Genomic DNA, 18,442 nt, shown 5'->3' with positions numbered 1-18,442 from the left:
TCAGTAATAATTGAGTACCAGGGTGGAAGTGAGACACTTGCTTGTGGTGAGTCATGTATTATCCCAGTTGCCCTTATCAGAGTGCGAATTTTACCTACTGGGCAACCCGAAGGTGGGACAAGCTTGATTGCTTGCTATGTCCCGGATTTAGAACACGACATAGTTATGCCACTGCGATCGCTGGGTCATTCAGACGATGAGATACGCGCACTTGGTGAAGTTGGAATTTAAGCCATAACTCCTGGCTTTTTTATTTTTAATTGCTATAACTGCTAAAGGCATTAATTCACTTTCCAATTGAGTGATAATAATGCCAAATTTAATAGTAGAGCTAATGTAGCAATCGCATGATATTCAACGTTACGTTTGTATTGTGCAAAGTTGCTATTTGCCCCTTACTCATGCTTAATTTCTATTTGGAAATAATAGCTTTTTCAAGTCTGGTGCAGTACACTTTTAAAATCCGTTTGAAAGCTTATGAAATATGGCAAAAAATGGGCTATCCAAATGGCAAGTCTGTAGAATATTGACTTCAGGCTGAAAATTGAGTTGACAAATTTTAAAATTTAACTTTATTCGGTAAATTAAGCTCTGAAGATAACTGTTAGCAGCCATTACTTGATTGGTAAGGGTTTGAGCTATTTTCTACTGAAGTATCTAAGATGTAGCGCGTAGGATGCCACACACACAAGTATTTTTGGAGTGTCTCTTGCGATACTAATCATTCGCAGCCTTAATTGATGTCACCAAGGATTTATGCAAATCAGTTGCACTTGCACTGGCATACATGACTTTATCTTCAGAATTGGCGTGGTTGTAGGCAAAAATGCTATCTATCTAGCAAGATTCAATGGATGGTTCCGTTATTCCCTTATATAACCTGATTTTAGTCATTTTTCTTTTGTTTGCTAATGATTATCGACTAAATAAATGATTTGAAAGCATTTACTTAAACAATTTATATAAATAAAATTTTCCTGACAACCACTTTCTTCTGTGGCAGATTTATGATAGTTAATAGACACCTAAATTTAATGCTTTTTTTTTAGATAACCTGGCAAAGATTAGTAATGTATATGCCATAATGTCACGAGCTAGGGGTATATAAACTTATTGCTATACTTCAACACGCAAGTAGAGAAGGTATCAGTATTGACTATGAAAAAATATAATGCTACTAGCTCGAACCGATCGATGAATGATGCGGTAAAAACCCGTGCTATATACCGGAATCCAATATTTGGATCTGGATTTAATCTATAGCAGGGGTTAATTGAGTTATGGATAAGGAGAAAATCTGATGAAATTGTTAGATTTGGAGAATACTGAGGTTAAATTAGCCTCTAAAACTGATAGTAATTTTGTGGACTTAACTTCAGCACACCCGCGACCACTGTTAAAGCGATCGCACTGGCAATCTTTAAATGGGCTATGGAAATTCGCATTTGATGACGAGGGGAAATGTGTCGAGCCGAGCGATTTTAGCGAATGGTCTCATCATATAGAAGTTCCTTATGCGCCCGAATCTACCAAAAGTGGGATTAATGATCGCGGGTTTCATCCAAACTGCTGGTACGAGCGAGAATTTGAAACACCACCAGGGGACGGTAGATTAGTTTTACATTTTGGCGCTGTGGATTATCGCGCTCGTGTATGGGTAAACGATAAATACATCGCCGAGCATGAAGGCGGACACACCTCTTTCAGTCTCGATATTACCCGTGCCTTAAATGACAGTGGTACAACAAAAGTAACAGTGTGGGCGCAAGACGATCCGCACGACCTCGCCAAACCTCGTGGTAAACAAGATTGGCAGTTGAAACCCCATAGTATTTGGTATCCTCGCACAACTGGTATTTGGCAGACTGTCTGGTTAGAACGCGTAGGTGAGACTTATATCGGTAATCTCCGTTGGATTCCCGACTGCGAACGCTGGGAAATTGGGTTTGAAGTTGGGCTGGCTGGTAATTTACCTACCTCCGGTGTACAAATTAAAGTAAAACTGAGCGCTGGCGATCGCGTCTTAGCAAGCGATAGTTATGAAGTATTCAACGGGGAAATTTGCCGCCGCATTGTTCTGAGCGATCCGGGTATTGACGACTGCCGTAATGAATTACTGTGGAGTCCAGAAAAGCCGACGCTGATAGATGCCCAAATTCAGCTATGGAATAACGATTGTCTTTTAGATGAGGTGCAATCTTATACAGCAATGCGAACTGTTAGCATTCAACGGGATCGCTTTATGCTTAACGGTCGTCCCTACTATCTCCGGCTAGTTCTCGACCAAGGCTATTGGCCTGAGACATTAATGACTCCACCTAGTGACGAAGCATTGCGGCGTGATGTAGAACTCGTCAAAGCTATGGGTTTTAACGGTGTACGTAAACACCAAAAAATTGAAGACCCCCGCTTTTTATATTGGGCAGACGTTTTAGGATTGTTAGTATGGGAGGAGATGCCCAGTGCTTACCGCTTCACGCCGAAAGCCGTGGAACGGATGACCCGTGAATGGACGGAAATCATCAAGCGAGATGTCAGCCATCCTTGTATTGTGGCGTGGGTGCCGTTTAATGAATCTTGGGGTGTGCCAAATTTGACTGAGACGGCGGCTCATCGTAACTACGTATTGGCAATGTATCATCTGACTAAGACTCTCGATCCGACTCGCCCAGTAATTGGTAATGATGGTTGGGAAAGTACTGATACCGACATCCTCGCTATTCACGACTATGATCGCCACCCTGATCGATTAGCCCATCGTTACAGACCAGATATTCAAATATCGGATCTATTTGAGCGTAGCCGTCCTGGGGGGCGTATTCTCACCTTGGATAACTATCCCCATCAGGGACAACCAGTGATGTTAACCGAGTTCGGTGGGATTGCCTACGCCCCTCTTGACCAACCTAATGCCGATCAAGCTTGGGGATATGAAAACTGCTCGAATATCTCCGAATTACAAATAAAATACGCGGCTCTCTTGGAAACCGTTAATAATATTGAGCTATTTAGCGGATTCTGTTACACACAATTAACAGATACCTTTCAAGAAGCTAACGGTTTATTGTATGGCGATCGCACTCCGAAATTTCCTATTGAGGCGATCCGCGCTGCAACCCTCTCAGGACAAGGATTATGTACTCCCACAAGCTGTTAAAGCCCGACGGACGCAAACTCAAGTTATACAGTCGCTACCCAATTACTAGTCAATTAGAAGCCCCTAGCCCTAGTAATGAGCCAGTGCAAGCTAATCCCCACTTGCGCTGGCACCCCTTGCGGGGTGAATGGGTAGCTTATGCTAGTCACCGTCAAGGGCGGACATTCATGCCGCCCCCAGAATATAATCCCCTCGCACCTACCACCAACCCTGAGTTCCCAACGGAACTACCCCAAGGCAAGTATGATGTGGCAGTGTTTGATAACCGTTTTCCCTCAATGAGTCCGACAGCCAACAATCCACCTGATACCATCGTAGAAACGTTACCAGCTAATGGAGCCTGCGAGGTAGTGGTTTTTACTCAAGATGCCAGCGCTTCCTTGAGTTCCTTAGAGTTGGATCATCTAGATTTGCTATTGGAAGTTTGGGGCGATCGCACCCGCGAACTAGGACTAAATCCCCAAATTCAGTACGTGCTGCCTTTTGAAAATAAAGGTGTAGAGGTGGGTGTAACATTGCACCATCCCCACGGGCAAATTTACGCCTATCCTTTTATACCGCCGGTTCCGGCGCGGATGCTGTCAATGCAGCAGGAATATTATAAAGAACATCAACGGGGTTTACTGCAAGACTTGATTCAGAAGGAAATTGCAGACAATCAACGGATTATTTATCAAGATGAGTATGCGATCGCATTTGTCCCAGTCTGCGCTCGTTACCCCTATGAAGTATGGATGGCACCCAAAGAGCCAGTTAGCACTTTTATGGATCTCACCCCTGAACAACGTTGGGGACTCGCCAAAGCTTTAAAAACTGTCACTCTCAAGTATGACGGCTTGTGGAATCGCCCGTTTCCTTACTTGATGGCTTGGTTCCAAGCACCAACTGACGGTTTAGCGCATCCCGAAGCGCATTTACACGCCGAGTTTTTTCCACCATATCGGACAAGCGAAAGGCTAAAGTATCTGGCGGGAACCGAACTTGCAGCCGGGATGTTTGCCAATGATGCTTTACCAGAGGAGAAAGCGAAAGAACTACAAGCTGTGGTGGTAAATATTGAAGAACCAATTTCGGTGTAACAGGGTTTGAAACTGTAACTTAATTTCTGGACAAACCTACCCATTTATTGATGTTTGTCCACCTTGTGAATTACTTCATCAATAAACTGTCTTAGAGGATGTTTGAAAATTCTACGCTTGTATTCAGATCCCCCCTTAAAAAAGGGGGAATAACCTTCTCAAAGTCCTCCTTTTTAAGGAGGATTTAGGAGGATCTAAAGTTTTTTATACTTCAGTCTCCACTTTTCAAACAACCTCTTAACCATCCCTTGTAATCAGGGATGGTTTTAACTTTTTTGTAATACCGTTTCACTTTAAAAATAATCATACAAATACTTAAAGCCACAACATTGCTATGTCCTTGCGAAAAATCTATATAACTCCAGACTGGATTCTGATAGTTCTGCTATAAGCCTTCTGATAGTGTATTTCTCCAAGCAAAAAAGTTTAGGCTAGGGGTGCTTAGTTATAAAAATAAGAGGTAATAGTTATGCCTGGTGGACATGCTAGCCATAAAGGTGCTTCTAATAAACCCAACATTAATGCCAATGGAGTAATTGATGATGCTGCTGATGAATCATTAAATCCTGATGATATTCTATCTGAGGAGCAAACTAACACAGAAGTCCATAGAGTCGAAGAAGCTGTTAAATTTCCTCCTGCTACCGAACGCCCAGGTGAAAAATCAGATACTAGTACCTAAAGTAACGATAGGGCTCATATTTGATTTTTGAAATACGCCTAATAGCGTGGCAAGCTTAAAATACTGCATTAAACGTAGGTTGGGTGAAGGGGAGCGCAACCCAACATCCTGATATATGTTGGCTTTGGCAAAGCCTCCAACGCCACTTGCTACAACGTGGGAAACCCGCGCAACGCAGTGGCTCCCCAACCTACAATTTTTTTGCAACATTTTAGCAAGGAACTTTGCCTGATGCTGAAACCAACCTTCAAGAGTAGTCTAGTTCAAATTGCTTTCAACGGCGATCGCAGCAAAAGGGCTGGGCATCTTATTTTTTGGATCTCCTGAAATAAGTGTTCCGGCTTTGAAGTATTTTCAGCAATCCATCATTTCAACAAAAAGCTCAAGTCTTGTATTTGGACAAAAACGGGGTATTAGCCGATGAACGTAGAAGAACTCAGGCAACTATATGCCGCAGGAGAGCGAGACTTTAGTATCGCTGACTTGAGGGGTGCAATCTTAGAAAACATCAATCTCAGTGGTGCAATCTTACATGGGGCGATGCTAGATGAAGCCAATTTGCAACAGGCGAATCTTAGTCGGGCTGACTTAAGTGGGGCTACGCTCAATGGTGCAGATTTAAGAGGGGCTAATTTAAGTAAAGCCGATTTGAGTGATGCAATTCTTGACCATGCAATATTAGAAGGTGCAATTCTTGATGAAGCCGTTTTAAATCAGGCTAATCTCAAAGCTGCTAACTTGGAACAGGCAATTCTTAGTCACGCTGATATCCGTGAAGCTGATTTGAGTGAAGCTAATTTGGAAGCAGCAGATTTGAGCGGGGCAGATTTGGCGATCGCGGATTTACATCAGGCAAATCTATACCAAGCTGCATTAGAAAGAAGCAATCTCACCGGAGCTAATCTAGAAGACGCCAATTTAGATGGGACTATTTTAGAGGGCGGCAATAACAACCTTGCAACCTAAGTTTTGCTAAAGGCTGAGTAAATAGATTTCTCATTCCTAGACTGAGAAAGAGTCCTTACAGGTAGAGGATAACTGTACCATCTAAGACTCAGTAGAATCGCCGCTTAATTTGCTATTGATTCAATCATGTATTTAATGGTTTATGTAGCCTTACCTAATAACTTTACTATTAGACGAATAACTCATTGATTTAGACGGCGAAAGGAAATGTCTCTGGTGGTTCAGTTGTTTCCCAAGAGGGAGTGCGATCGAGCGGTTGCACTCCTGTAGTGTCATCAATATGGATTACAGCATCAAACTGGTCAGGTAGTCGAGCGTAGAAATAGTGGCTCTGACGCTCGGTTTCGGGCAGGTAAATTACACCGATCGCTCGCTCTAATCGCGGTTTTTCTAGTCCTGTAACTGCTTGATTTTCTTGTCGTAAATTTAGTAAAAACTGAGGTAAACCTGCCTCATGAAATAAAGCTTCATAACTGTCAGATAATGCTGGACTAACTTGTTTGAGTTCAGGTACATCACCCCAACGAGAAGCAGCCGTAACTGTACCCGTATAAGTTGTAAAACCCACAAGTACGGTATCATCACCATATTTATCTCGTACCAATTGCCCGACGTTGAGTTCACCCGCAATTCCCATATCGGTTGCTCGCACATAGCCCAGGTGCGAATTATGCGCCCAAACCACAATCTTTGAGCGGTCTCCTTGCTTATCTAAATGGGCGGCGAGGTGATCTAGGGTTTCTGCCATGTGGCAATCGCGTATGTTCCAAGACAACACTTGCCCATGAAACATTGAGCGGTAGTATTCCTCGGCATTCTTAACCAGTCGGGCGTTCTGTTCGGCATAAAAAAACTCGTCTTCTGCAACCTGACCATCACGCCCTGCGTACTCCGTCATCCTACGTTGCAATTCCATCAACTGATTAATAACTTCTTTCTCACAAGACTCGCTCAGGCCAAAAGTAGCTGCATACCCATAAGCTTTGGTATCTTCTTCAAAGTGTTGCAAGCAAGAATATCGGTAGCGTGCCCGTTGTGCAGCTTCTGGGTCAACTTTGTCCAGGTAAGCAAGAACCTCCGATATTGAGGTATACATACTGTAAAGGTCAAGCCCGTAAAAGCCAACTTTGTTTTTATCCTGCGGTAAAGCATCATTATACTGACGTAACCAACCGATGAAGTTCACTACATCCGTGTTGCGCCACATCCAGCTTGGAAAACCCTTGAAGCCTGCGATCGCTTCAGCAGGTGTAGGGTCGTTATTAATTCCCCGCACATATCGATTAACACGGTAGGCATCCGGCCAGTCTGCCTCCACTGCTATAGCCGCAAAGCCTTTTTCTTGAATCAGCCGCTTAGTAATTTCAGCCCGTTGTTCATAAAATTCATGAGTGCCGTGAGACGCTTCCCCAATCAGCACAAATCGGGCATTCCCAATTAAATCCATGAGTGGGTCGTAGTCTTGGGCGACCCCTGTCAGTGGATACGCTATTTCATGTAATACATCGGTTAGCTGTCTTGCTGTTGCTTCTGACATGATAATTAGTTATCAAAAGTTTGTCTTGTTGACTATGATTTTAGATACTGTAAAGGAGCGGCAGTTTTTATTTGGCGCTGCATAATTTCTACTTCTAAAAAGAGTTACCAACGAATTAAAACCATTTTATTTCCCTCAATTTACTTAATTCGATTCAATCTTAAAAACCTGGTTTATACCTACTGAAAAAGGAAGAGTCTTTATGCAATTATTTCTATCCAATGGTTTGAATTTGTGTGAACAATTAGTGCATTCTTAGATACAAAGGATTACTCTGAGCCAGGATTAAGGGTCTTGTCCATTTTTGGTGATGGGGTAAACTGCCTGAATCATCAGGGGTTTGCAATAACTTTAGCTTATTAGCCACCCTTTGAAATTGCGATCGCGGTAATTCTATAGGAATATGTGTATTCAGTTGTGAAGATGAATAACTATCCACTAAGACAGAAGTGATTGAAGGTTTTTTTGACTTAGAACTAAAATAATGTGTTGTGCTAACAACTCAGTTACCGCACGATTTCTTATGTTAATTATCTCAATGCCCGTATTCCCTTTCCTAGTCCTTTGGTATATGCGACATATCGAGATACACTACCAACAATATAGCTCTCATCGTAGAAAGAAGCACTACATTATTTTCCTAACTTTTGCAACAAACGGTTGAAATAGTTTACCAAGATGCGCTCAAGGCGATCGCAGCAACAGGTATTGATACCTTGCTAGTGGATCAACTCGAACCTATTGGCCAAACATTAGCGGAATACTAAACAATCAGTATTTCATTGTATTGCTGCTTGTGAAAGACTTGTGATGTACAACTAGTAATTTCGCATAGAGGTGGGATGAGTGAACAAGCATTGCGTTTCCTGAAGGGGCTGTCGAATTTAATACTATTGTTAATTAATTTTAATTTTCTTGTGTACGAAACCGAACAGACAAAATAATATTTGTCTGTTTTTAGTTAAACAACAAAATGTCTTACTGTGTCATCTAAATCTTGATAAGATATAGTACTTAGTACTTAAACAATGAAGTAATCTTATATTTATTTCGATAGATGAGAAACCAAAAATAAAACAGTATTTTGTTATTAAGGCAGCAAAGTATTGGTTATACCGATTCGATCTGTAAATGCCCTAAATTAGGTTGCAAGTTTTTACCCAAAATTAAGTTTGGTGTTGGCTTCCAAAGAAAGGTATTAGCGATTGGCTAGCCAGAATTTATAATCTAAGATGAGAGCATTTATGGCAAGCGCAAAAGCTAAAACCCAAAATAACAGTATCAATAATATTATTTCCTCGAAGCAGCGTAAAATAAAGCGATCGCAGCTACATTAAATGCAATCATCAATACATTACTGCTGAACTTAAATTCTTATCATAAAAAAATTAATCAACAGAAACCTTGAAAAATACGCCTAATATAATTTGCTTATGCTAAACAAGAATTAAGAACCTACGAAAGAAAAGTTACAAATCAACTATTTTTCCTACATTTCATACCTAGCCTTACAAGGGTTTTATCTTTTATTCTTGACATTTTGACCATCCGAAACTTAGTGCCCTAAAGCATTATGATTAACCAGATTACATTTTTGGAATCCTGCTGGCATCTTTCCCCTCCGTGGGGCCAAACCATGCCTCCATTAGCAGTTCAAATACTAGAAGAAGTTTTCCTGTCAAGTTATGATTTGCCAGGCTACTGCTGCGGTGTTCACTGGGAAGGACAGGAATGGGTTTATGCAATTTTTTGCCTTGGTGAAATACTTTACTTGCCTTCTAAAGAATTTCATCCAACAAATGTATTCAAAAACGGTGTTGTTCCTACTTCACTTTTTAAATTAGGCGATATGGTTGAAGTTGATTTTACTCCCCAACCGACACGTCGTATTATTCAAGGAATTTTTAGGCTCAAAAGCAGTTGGCTTTACGGCGTGGAGTGGTGTACCCCAATTGTGGAAGAAACGGCATTGAGTCAAAGCCAATTCATCTGGCTTGCTGATGTTGATTTAGTAAAAGTGTAGCATTGTTAATAAATGATGTTGAAACTATCAACCATTTTGGTTCAGCAAAAGCTATCAAACTTTTGTGATTCTCGTTTTGATTTTAGGTTGCTCATCTTTTAAATCACTAATTAAAATGGAAATTATCTTCTTCAAGGATGTATTTCAATATCTCCAAAGACTGATTACGTAGTGCTAGAAATCATAGTTAATTAAAATTAATTTAATATTAGGAGCCATTCTTATGGAAGTTAATAGCAAACAAGAACTCATAATTATTGGAGGAGCTGAAGATAAAAAGGAAGATTGTCAAATACTACGCGAGTTTGTACGACGTGCTGGAGGTACAAAAGCAAAAATAGTAATTATGACAGCAGCGACAGAACTACCTAGAGATGTTGGAGAAAATTATATTAGAGTATTTGAAAAGCTAGGAGCTGAAGATGTTCGTATTGTTGATACGGAAACTCGTGATGATGCATATTCTTCTACGGCATTAGAAGCTGTCAGCAAAGCTACAGGAATATTTTTTACTGGAGGAGATCAAGCTCGAATCACAAGCATTCTAAAAGATACTGAACTTGACACAGCTATTCATAAGCGTTTTGCTGAAGGAGCAGTTATTGCAGGCACAAGCGCAGGAGCCGCTGTGATGCCAGATAAAATGATTGTAGAAGGCGATTCTCAAACTAACCCTCGGATGGAAATTGTCGAGATGGGGCCAGGTTTAGGCTTTCTACCGGGAGTAGTAATTGATCAACATTTTTTACAACGTGGACGCTTGGGGCGCTTAATTTCAGCTTTGGTACAAGAGCCTGCTGATTTAGGATTTGGTATTGATGAGAATACTGCGATGGTAGTTACTGATAAACAAATCGAAATCATTGGTGAAGGTTCAGTCACAATTGTCGATGTACAGGCTACATATAACAATATGGACGAAATCTTAAAGGATGAGGCTTTAGCGATTTGTGGAGCAAAGCTTCATATCTTACCGCATGGCTATAAATTTGATTTGAAAACCCGCCAACCTATCTTAAATAATGGCTATATCCGAGATGTGTCTGTATTAGCAAATTCAGAAAGTATTTAATGTTGAACAGAGTCATAACCTAAGCCTTTACAGTTTTAAGAGCTTAAATTGACTTTAAATAATTACTAACTCGTAATTCGTAATTTTTGGGTTTAACAAAAAATATGTAACAGTCCTTAATTACGAATTACGAATTACTTTAGTTTACTACCTGGCTGCCATGACTGCGGGGGTCATCTTGGGTAGCTGTTGGTGCTACTGGGGCTGAAAATTTGGAAACTTTCCCGCTAGCTTGAGCATAAGGAAGAGACGAACCAGTCACCAAAGCTTCTAAGTTACTAGCCATAATTGTGCGGGGTTGATCGCCGATCGCTTGAGCTATGGTTTCCCCTTGCTGACTCAAAAATACAAAATGGGGAATCCCGTCCACCCGATATTTCAGCATTTCAGGTAGCCACTTGGTATTATCCACATTCAGCATGACAAAATTCATCTTGTCAGCATACTCTGTTTCTAGTTGAGTGATATCTGGTGCCATTTTTTGACAGACAGTACACCAATCAGCATAAAACTCTACTAGAGATGGTTTGCCGTTGCTAACGGCTACTTCTAATGGTGTAGACGAATCGCTTAACTTGGCTAGGGTTGCTGAGGTTGTTTCAGTTCGCAATCCTAAGACGAGGGCAACGCTAAGAGCGATCGCTACCATTACGACTAAGAAGTTTCTCAAACGCTTCCCTAATGAAGATTCAGATTTATCGGGAGAATTAACAGGTGAATCAGTACTCATAACAGAATTATTAAAACTTATTAAGCAATTTCTTCTTTAGTCTAGCTGACTCCAGCCGCTCTTTAATACGTAATTTGATACTCAAAATGAGTATTAGAGGCTATTTATAAAGTAAAAATAAAATTCTTGTAGGGTTTGTTAGGCGCATATTTCGATATAGTTTGTTACGAAAAATATGACTATCGCGCCTAACGTACCATGTTATGTAGTGATGAACACCCTACTTAAGATTTATGCCACTCATAACTTAGTATTTTTATTTACCAAAGCGGCGCTCTATATCATCTGCTTGGGAACCACCGCGAACTGAGTTAATCCGTAACGAGGTCTTATCTTTAGAAATGTTATAAGTTAAAGGCTTTGTCTTAGATATTCGTGCTTCACCCTCTTTAGCCAAAGTCTGGGGTGGATACTTAATAATTAAAGCTTTGATTGCCTCAATCCGTTTGGGTACTGCTGGATGAGTTGTATCAAATTCAGAACCAGGAGTTTGAGCCAAAACCTGCATTACTCTTAAACATCCTTCTGGTTCAAAGCCTGCTTTCACAGAAGCTATGTAGCCAATTTCATCAGCTTCAAACTCTTGTTGCCGTTCTTGTTGTGCTAAACGCTGTTCTAACTCTTTTTTCTTTTTCTCGACAATCTCATTAATGCGTTGCTGTGATTCTACTTGTCGTTGAGCGCCTTGATTACCAAGAACTGAACCCAGCAAACCACCAAAAGTTCCTCCAACTACACGATTCACAACGGCACCGCCAACGTTAGCAGCTGTTGATTCTTGGTTTGCAGCTTCTTTTTCTCCCAGTACTTCTTTGGTTGCTTCTTCTTGAATTTTGGCAATCAACTCAGTTTTTTTAGCTTCACCAACAGCAATGTGACGCTTGGTATGATGTCCCATTTCATGGGCAACTACACAAGCTAATGCTGAAGAATCACCAGCTAACTGGTCAAGTATGCCATCGTAAATAGCAACCAAATTAACGTCACTTGCATAAGCATTGACATCATACTTGGGAACAGCCACAACCCGCCAAGGACGATTATCTAATTCGTTGGCACGTGCTACTCTATCTATGACGCGATAGAGGGTATAAAAATCTTCAGGTAATTCTTTTTTAGCTTGCTGGTAAATTGTTGTAGCTGTGGGTGCTGCTTTCTTTGGTTGGACTGGTTTAGCCTGGACTGGCAGTATTGCACTGAACAAAAGTAGGCACAAAGAACTAGTAGTTAGAAGTCTTCTATCCCAGTTCAGCATTATTGTTGATACCTCTGTAATATAAGGATTATTTTTATACAATAATGCAAAATATATTTTGTGTAAATTAAAGATTTACAAAAGTACTACAGACCGAAGTCCGTTTGAGCAGACTTCGGTCTGTTGGCGTGAGCGACGTTAGCCATGTCAGTGAAGCTGCGTAGGCATAGCTCATCATAGACATCGCTGTTACTCAGACATACAAGTTAAGTAAGTTGGCACAATAAAACCAAACTATGTAAAGAGAAATGAACTAGGCTAAAATCCTTATACCTATTGCCTATTACCTATTGCCTATTACCTATTGCCTATTGCCTTATCCTAACGACAATTATTTACGCTCACTTACTTAGGTCGATATTTACAGTTTGTATTGGCGTAATTGCTCTACTATATAATCTTCTAGTTCTTGTTTTTCTCTGTTACTGGCATTTCGTTGATAGGTTCTTCCTGTTTCTTGAATAAACTTACGTTTCTCGCTTGGAGAAGATTTGACTTTACCTCCAGTTCCTTGCAGCTTTTGCTGTAATTCTTCCCAAGTCTTTTCACCCACACTTTCACCTAGTTTGACAAGTACCTTTGGTAGTAATGTTTTTGCCTCTCTTTGAAAATCTTCTTCTGTCTCAAGAGAAGCTAAATCTATATTGCTGAAGTCGATATCAATTTGAAACTTACTCATAGAATTGTATTTGTTCTTTTAACGATTATTACCACAATGAGGAAAAGATAAGTTTGATTGATTTTGCTATCAATCGTAGATAGGATACGAAGATAGCATGATTGAGCAGCTAGTAGATGGTAGGGATCAGTTAACTTTGCACTGACAAGTATCGTCAATGCTTTGCGCGTGGGCGTTTACCTGCTTGAACCTATGAAATAAACTATATGGAAGCTTTCGTCACGAATTTGACGACTGTACTTGCTACAGCAGTTGATATCTTTACCGGCATTATCATTGGTATAGCCGTCTTGGAAGCCGTAGCCAAGATCCTGGTTTTTTTCTTCAGCCGCCGTAAAAAGTTGAATGAGGCTAAAGAGGAAATTCGGCTATCGCTGGGTATGTGGCTGGCTCTTTCCCTTGAGTTTGCATTGGCTGCTGACATTTTACGTAGTACGATCGCTCCAACTTGGGACGAAATTGGTAAACTAGCTGCCATCATTGCGCTACGAACAATTCTGAATTTCTTTTTGGCAAAAGAAATTGAGCAAGCAAAGAATAAAAAGAACGATATCAAGGATGAATCTTTTTAATTTCTCAGTATGGGCAGTAATTATCCAGTTTTTAGGTTCTTTAGCGATCGCAGCTTATGTCTTCGCTGCCATCCTTTCTCTAATTTTCAGGTGTAATGTCTATCAGGCTAGACTTCTAGTAGCGGAAGGGGTGGTAACAAGTTTAAACTTTATGGTTGCAGCAACTCTGCTAAAGACAATTAATCTGCGAACTTGGAGGCAAATTTTAGTCTTTAGCTTAATTCTATCAATCCGCATCTTTCTTAAGAAGTTATTTGTGTGGGAGAAAATGCAAATTCTGACAATAAAATCTCGCGTTTAATGAGTCAAAAAAGTTTTTACTAATAATTTAAGACTGCCATATCAGAAAGATTTTACATATAGTTAATGCCTGTATAACCAGGTTAGCAATATTAAAAATGCTATCTTAAAGGCAAAGGTCATTTGCTCAATTTTTGAGGAAAAAACTATGACTACAACGCTCAAAGAGTCTAGTTCTATCGAGTCATTGCTAGGTAAAGAGGCTGAAGACCTGCTTACCTACAAAGCAAAGGTTTCTCAAGATTTACTACACCTGCCGGGGCCAGACTTTGTAGACCGAATCTGGATCAACAGCGATCGCAATCCTCAAGTATTGCGTAATATCCACTTACTTTACTCTACTGGTCGTCTGGCAAACACAGGTTATCTCTCAATTTTACCTGTAGACCAAGGGATTGAACATTCTGCGGGTGCGTCTTTTGCGCCCAATCCAATTTACTTTGACCCAGAAAATATTGTCAAATTAGCGATCGCCGCAGGTTGCAATGCTGTTGCCACCACTTTGGGCACATTAGGTATAGTTTCGCGCAAGTATGCTCACAAAATTCCTTTTATTGCCAAAATCAATCACAACGAATTGCTGACTTTCCCCAATCAATTTGACCAGGTATTGTTTGCTGATGTGGAACAAGCTTGGAATTTAGGGGCGGCGGCAGTAGGTGCGACAATCTATTTTGGTTCCGAGAATTCTACCAGACAGATTCAGGAAATCAGCAAAGCTTTTAAACGCGCTCATGAATTAGGAATGGCGACTATTCTCTGGTGTTATCTGCGGAACAACGCCTTTAAACAAGATAAAGATTACCACCTTGCAGCCGACCTCACCGGACAGGCAAATCATTTGGGTGTGACGATTGAAGCTGATATCATCAAACAAAAGTTACCCGAAAATAACAATGGTTATGGTGCAGTTGCCAAAGCCAGTGGTAAGAGTTACGGCAAAACAGATGAGCGCGTTTATACAGAATTGACAACCGATCACCCAATTGATTTAACTCGTTACCAAGTACTAAATTGCTACTCTGGGCGTGTGGGGCTGATTAATTCTGGTGGCGCGACTGGTAAAAATGACTTTGCCGAAGCAATTCGTACCGCCGTAATCAACAAACGCGCTGGTGGTTCAGGATTAATTTCTGGGCGAAAGACTTTCCAACGTCCCTTTGAGGAAGGTGTGAAGTTATTTCATACCATTCAAGATGTTTACTTATCGCCAGATGTGACGATCGCTTAGGGATTAGGAAAGGGAATAGGGTACAGGTTACAGATTATTCACTGTCACCTGTCACCTGTCACCTAATCCCCCATTGCTATCTAACATTTCTCACTAAGAAATCTGGTTGACCACAACTTTTTCGCGAACGCTTCAAAATCTCGGCACTACAAATACCAGGTTCACCGTTTTTGGAATAACAAAAGAAGACTTCTTGTAAAAACCTTCCCGAACCAGAACAAAAAGGTGCTACACCATCAGCCGTAATTTTATTATTGGTACTCACAAATGAATTTTTAAAATTTGTAATTGTGGTACGCAAAGGTTTATTGGGACGATTATAAGCTGCGGGAATAGCGATCGCATCTTTTAAATTTTTACTCAATGCCAAGTATTCCGCAGGAGTTTTCCCCGAACAAGTACCATGTTTTTCCCATTCATGATCGTAAAGTTTATTACTAGGATACAAATTGGGAAACCGTTGCTTTACTTCCGACGGTAGTTTTTGCGTGGAACAATTAGCAGGATAACCAGTTTGGTACTGTGGCCACAAACCATGTAGTACAAAACCAAGTTTCCTTCCAGAACCACACTGCTGCGGGTCACGGGTACCATTTTTTGCACAATAATCCGGCGACCAGGAGAGTGTCAGTACATAAAAATCAAATTTACCTGGAGTACCATGATTTTGAGCAATGGCAGCATTAGGTATAAAAAGACCAGTAATTAGCAGAGAAGATGCAATTAAAAGTTTCTTGATCTGCATAAAAATAGTTAGTTTACACTAAAAAGAAAGTTATATACGATACATTCTTAAGAGTCAATAATGACTCGGCTTCGCGGAGTCATTATTGACTCTCCCCTGCGCCCCAATCCTCAACGAATTCAGAAAAAGCAAATCTCGGTAATGATTCTGGGATATCCTTAGATAAGTGAAAGATTTGCCAAAAAATAGTAAGAATGAAGCTGGCAGCAAGAGTAAGTCAGGTAACACCTTCATTGACCTTAGCGATCGCAGCCAAGGCTAAGGCACTGAAGGCAGAAGGAATAGATGTTTGTAGTTTTAGCGCTGGAGAACCAGATTTTGATACCCCAGCGCATATTAAAGCCGCAGCAGTCAAAGCTTTGGATGAAGGCAAAACCAAGTATGGTGCAGCAGCCGGAGAACCAAAGTTAAGGGAAGCGATCGCCCATAAGCTCAAAAATGATAACGGTCTTGATTACAAGTCGGAGAATGTCATCGTCACTAATGGCGGTAAGCATTCTCTGTACAACTTGATGGTGGCGCTAATCGATCCAGGTGATGAGGTAATTATCCCTGCACCCTATTGGCTAAGTTATCCCGAAATGGTGACTTTGGTCGGTGGAGTCTCGGTAATTGTCCCTACAGATGCCACGACGGGTTATAAAATTACTCCCGAACAACTCCGTAAAGCAATCACCCCCAAGACAAAGTTATTTATCCTCAACTCTCCATCTAATCCCACAGGGATGGTTTACACGCCAGACGAAATCAAAGCATTGGCGCAGGTAGTAGTTGATGCAGATATCTTTGTCGTCTCTGATGAGATTTACGAAAAGATTCTCTACGACGGTGCAGAACATATCAGCATCGGTTCTCTTGGAAAGGAAATTTTTGATCGCACTTTGATCAGTAATGGGTTTGCGAAAGCTTATTCTATGACTGGTTGGAGACTCGGCTATTTAGCGGGGCCAGTGGAGATTATTAAAGCAGCAAGTACCATTCAAGGACATAGTACATCTAACGTGTGTACCTTTGCTCAATATGGTGCGATCGCAGCGCTACAAAGTTCTCAAGATTGCGTCGAAGAAATGCGCCAAGCCTTCGCCAAACGCCGACAGGTAATGCTAGACAGACTCAACGCCATTCCCGGATTGAGTACTGCAAAACCAGATGGCGCGTTTTATCTGTTCCCTGATATCAGCAAAACCGGTCTAAAATCCCTAGAATTTTGTGACGCTTTGTTGGAAAAATATCAAGTTGCAGTCATTCCTGGAATTGCTTTTGGCGCTGATGACAACATTCGCCTTTCCTACGCCACAGATATGGCAACCATTGAAAAGGGAATGGATAGGTTAGAGAAATTTGTCAAGTCACGTATTTAGTTGTCATTTGTCATTTGTGAGAAGAATTTATTAACTCTTCAATTTCTTACTCCACCTTTTCAACTCAGAACTGGTGGAGTTTATTTTCAAGCCTCAAATTAGTTCCCAAAAAACTTTTACTTAGAACTTATCAAACGCGGAAAGGACTTGACTAGTACAACTCCTCCAAGCAAGGCAAAAATTGATCCTAAGCCAGTTAACATAACAGGTAAAAACCATAAACTTAGCCAAGATTTTATCATGGCAGAATTTGGCTTTTCAGGACTGTATAATATTTCTACTTGCTGACCTTTAGTAAATTCTGGTGGGTTGCTGCCTGAATTTGATTCAAAAACCGTTGCTTCCCCAGAACGAGTGGTAAATTTTACTACTGGATAGTAGGCATAAGAAGAACGACCTTTTTTATCAGTTGATGAACGTTGCACCAAATCGATTATTGTCCCTTGGGCTGGTATTGCTGAGGTAACAAAGGAACGAGTATTCAAGGCAATCATGATGCCCGTAACGGCAATTATGCTGCCAACACCGCCAAATATTGAACCAAATATACGAAAGAACTTTGTATCTTCATTCATAAAATGTTGACCTGTTCCAAGATTTAAAGACTGAGAATGATTTGCTTAAATCTAGAGTTGCATGTATACATTTTCCCATAAATTTTACGTGACCATGTTTTATCTGAACTGAAGTTGGGGAATCTTGCACGTAGGTATAAAACTGCTCAGAAAGCTCTCAATCGTTTCATTACTGAACTAATCGATTCAGTTTAGCTGTTTTGGGAATTCGCCAACGGTATCTCATTTCTGGAAGATTTACCGACAAGTTTCCAGAAAGGCAATACCAAATTCAAGACTGTTCACTATTTTTTGAATGCTTGCGTATAAATACTGGGATTTTTAGATTCAAATATTTGTTTTCTTAAAGAAGAAATACTGAGGCAAATTAAATTAGTTATCAAATATTGACCAAAACCCTTATTTAATAAGCAATAAGTAGGAATTCATTTTACCTTGATATTTGAATATTTTTCCATGCATATTTATTGTATTTATT

17 protein-coding genes are annotated in these 18,442 nt (G+C 40.5%); 11 read left to right on the top strand and 6 right to left on the bottom strand.

Going from position 1 to position 18,442, the window contains the following annotated elements; genetic code table 11:
* Positions 1-81 precede the first annotated feature (81 nt).
* The 5 genes from GNF10_RS18570 (at position 82) to GNF10_RS18545 (ending at position 5,884) form a co-directional block, all read left to right on the top strand.
* Positions 82-231: a mannose-6-phosphate isomerase gene (locus GNF10_RS18570; RefSeq protein ID WP_185586106.1), complete on the top strand. Its 150-nt coding sequence runs from the start codon at positions 82-84 to the stop codon at positions 229-231.
* A 1,069-nt stretch (positions 232-1,300) separates the two neighbouring features.
* Positions 1,301-3,157 (top strand): glycoside hydrolase family 2 protein, encoded by a 1,857-nt coding sequence (locus GNF10_RS18560; protein WP_185583489.1) that lies wholly within the window; start codon positions 1,301-1,303, stop codon positions 3,155-3,157.
* The gene (gene galT, locus GNF10_RS18555) at positions 3,136-4,236 is read left to right on the top strand and encodes a galactose-1-phosphate uridylyltransferase (protein WP_185583487.1); all 1,101 of its coding nucleotides are present in this window, start codon (positions 3,136-3,138) and stop codon (positions 4,234-4,236) included. The genes GNF10_RS18560 and galT overlap by 22 nt, the downstream gene beginning before the upstream one ends.
* 469 nt (positions 4,237-4,705) lie before the next feature.
* Positions 4,706-4,918 (top strand): hypothetical protein, encoded by a 213-nt coding sequence (locus GNF10_RS18550; RefSeq protein WP_185583485.1) that lies wholly within the window; start codon positions 4,706-4,708, stop codon positions 4,916-4,918.
* 420 nt (positions 4,919-5,338) lie between these two features.
* Positions 5,339-5,884 carry a pentapeptide repeat-containing protein gene (locus tag GNF10_RS18545; protein ID WP_185583484.1) on the top strand — a complete coding sequence of 182 codons (546 nt, stop codon included), beginning with the start codon at positions 5,339-5,341 and terminating at the stop codon, positions 5,882-5,884.
* Positions 5,885-6,074: 190 nt separating this feature from the next.
* Here GNF10_RS18545 and GNF10_RS18540 read toward each other — a convergent pair whose 3' ends face one another.
* A complete protein-coding gene (locus GNF10_RS18540) occupies positions 6,075-7,421 on the bottom strand; it encodes an erythromycin esterase family protein (protein WP_185583482.1) in 1,347 nt (448 codons plus the stop codon).
* A gap of 1,573 nt (positions 7,422-8,994) precedes the next feature.
* Here GNF10_RS18540 and GNF10_RS18535 point away from each other — a divergent pair.
* Both GNF10_RS18535 and GNF10_RS18530 read left to right on the top strand, forming a co-directional pair.
* Positions 8,995-9,444 carry a DUF1392 domain-containing protein gene (locus tag GNF10_RS18535; RefSeq protein WP_185582002.1) on the top strand — a complete coding sequence of 150 codons (450 nt, stop codon included), beginning with the start codon at positions 8,995-8,997 and terminating at the stop codon, positions 9,442-9,444.
* 223 nt (positions 9,445-9,667) lie between these two features.
* Positions 9,668-10,516, top strand: a complete 849-nt coding sequence (locus GNF10_RS18530; protein ID WP_185582003.1) for a cyanophycinase — start codon at positions 9,668-9,670, stop codon at positions 10,514-10,516.
* 139 nt (positions 10,517-10,655) lie between these two features.
* On the opposite strand, the gene GNF10_RS18525 is transcribed toward GNF10_RS18530, so the two are convergent.
* From GNF10_RS18525 to GNF10_RS18515, 3 genes are all read right to left on the bottom strand, one after another.
* Complete coding sequence (locus GNF10_RS18525) at positions 10,656-11,246, bottom strand: thioredoxin family protein (protein WP_185582004.1); 591 nt, start codon at positions 11,244-11,246, stop codon at positions 10,656-10,658.
* 256 nt (positions 11,247-11,502) lie between these two features.
* Positions 11,503-12,501, bottom strand: coding sequence for a M48 family metallopeptidase (locus GNF10_RS18520; RefSeq protein WP_185581849.1), 999 nt, complete (start codon positions 12,499-12,501; stop codon positions 11,503-11,505).
* A gap of 361 nt (positions 12,502-12,862) precedes the next feature.
* Positions 12,863-13,180 carry a hypothetical protein gene (locus tag GNF10_RS18515; RefSeq protein WP_185587785.1) on the bottom strand — a complete coding sequence of 106 codons (318 nt, stop codon included), beginning with the start codon at positions 13,178-13,180 and terminating at the stop codon, positions 12,863-12,865.
* A gap of 206 nt (positions 13,181-13,386) precedes the next feature.
* Here GNF10_RS18515 and GNF10_RS18510 point away from each other — a divergent pair, with 206 nt between their 5' ends.
* From GNF10_RS18510 to GNF10_RS18500, 3 genes are all read left to right on the top strand, one after another.
* Entirely contained in the window at positions 13,387-13,752 is a 366-nt protein-coding gene (locus GNF10_RS18510) for a DUF1622 domain-containing protein (RefSeq protein WP_174709013.1), read from the top strand.
* Positions 13,739-14,053, top strand: coding sequence for a DUF1622 domain-containing protein (locus GNF10_RS18505; RefSeq protein ID WP_185587787.1), 315 nt, complete (start codon positions 13,739-13,741; stop codon positions 14,051-14,053). Before GNF10_RS18510 ends, GNF10_RS18505 begins: the two co-directional genes overlap by 14 nt.
* Positions 14,054-14,200: 147 nt before the next feature.
* Positions 14,201-15,283, top strand: a complete 1,083-nt coding sequence (locus GNF10_RS18500; RefSeq protein ID WP_185587789.1) for a class I fructose-bisphosphate aldolase — start codon at positions 14,201-14,203, stop codon at positions 15,281-15,283.
* 76 nt (positions 15,284-15,359) lie between these two features.
* Here the strand turns inward: GNF10_RS18500 and GNF10_RS18495 are convergent, their stop codons facing one another.
* The gene (locus GNF10_RS18495; RefSeq protein WP_185587790.1) at positions 15,360-16,028 is read right to left on the bottom strand and encodes a ribonuclease; all 669 of its coding nucleotides are present in this window, start codon (positions 16,026-16,028) and stop codon (positions 15,360-15,362) included.
* Positions 16,029-16,222: 194 nt separating this feature from the next.
* On the opposite strand from GNF10_RS18495, the gene GNF10_RS18490 reads away from it, so the two are divergent.
* Positions 16,223-17,389, top strand: a complete 1,167-nt coding sequence (locus GNF10_RS18490) for a pyridoxal phosphate-dependent aminotransferase (RefSeq protein WP_185587792.1) — start codon at positions 16,223-16,225, stop codon at positions 17,387-17,389.
* A gap of 116 nt (positions 17,390-17,505) precedes the next feature.
* Here GNF10_RS18490 and GNF10_RS18485 read toward each other — a convergent pair whose 3' ends face one another.
* Positions 17,506-17,964 (bottom strand): DUF3592 domain-containing protein, encoded by a 459-nt coding sequence (locus tag GNF10_RS18485; RefSeq protein WP_185587794.1) that lies wholly within the window; start codon positions 17,962-17,964, stop codon positions 17,506-17,508.
* Positions 17,965-18,442: the final 478 nt, after the last annotated feature.

The organism is Nostoc sp. UCD121 (assembly GCF_014222285.1).
Lineage (GTDB): Bacteria > Cyanobacteriota > Cyanobacteriia > Cyanobacteriales > Nostocaceae > Nostoc.
This window is presented reverse-complemented; position numbering and strand designations above follow the sequence as displayed.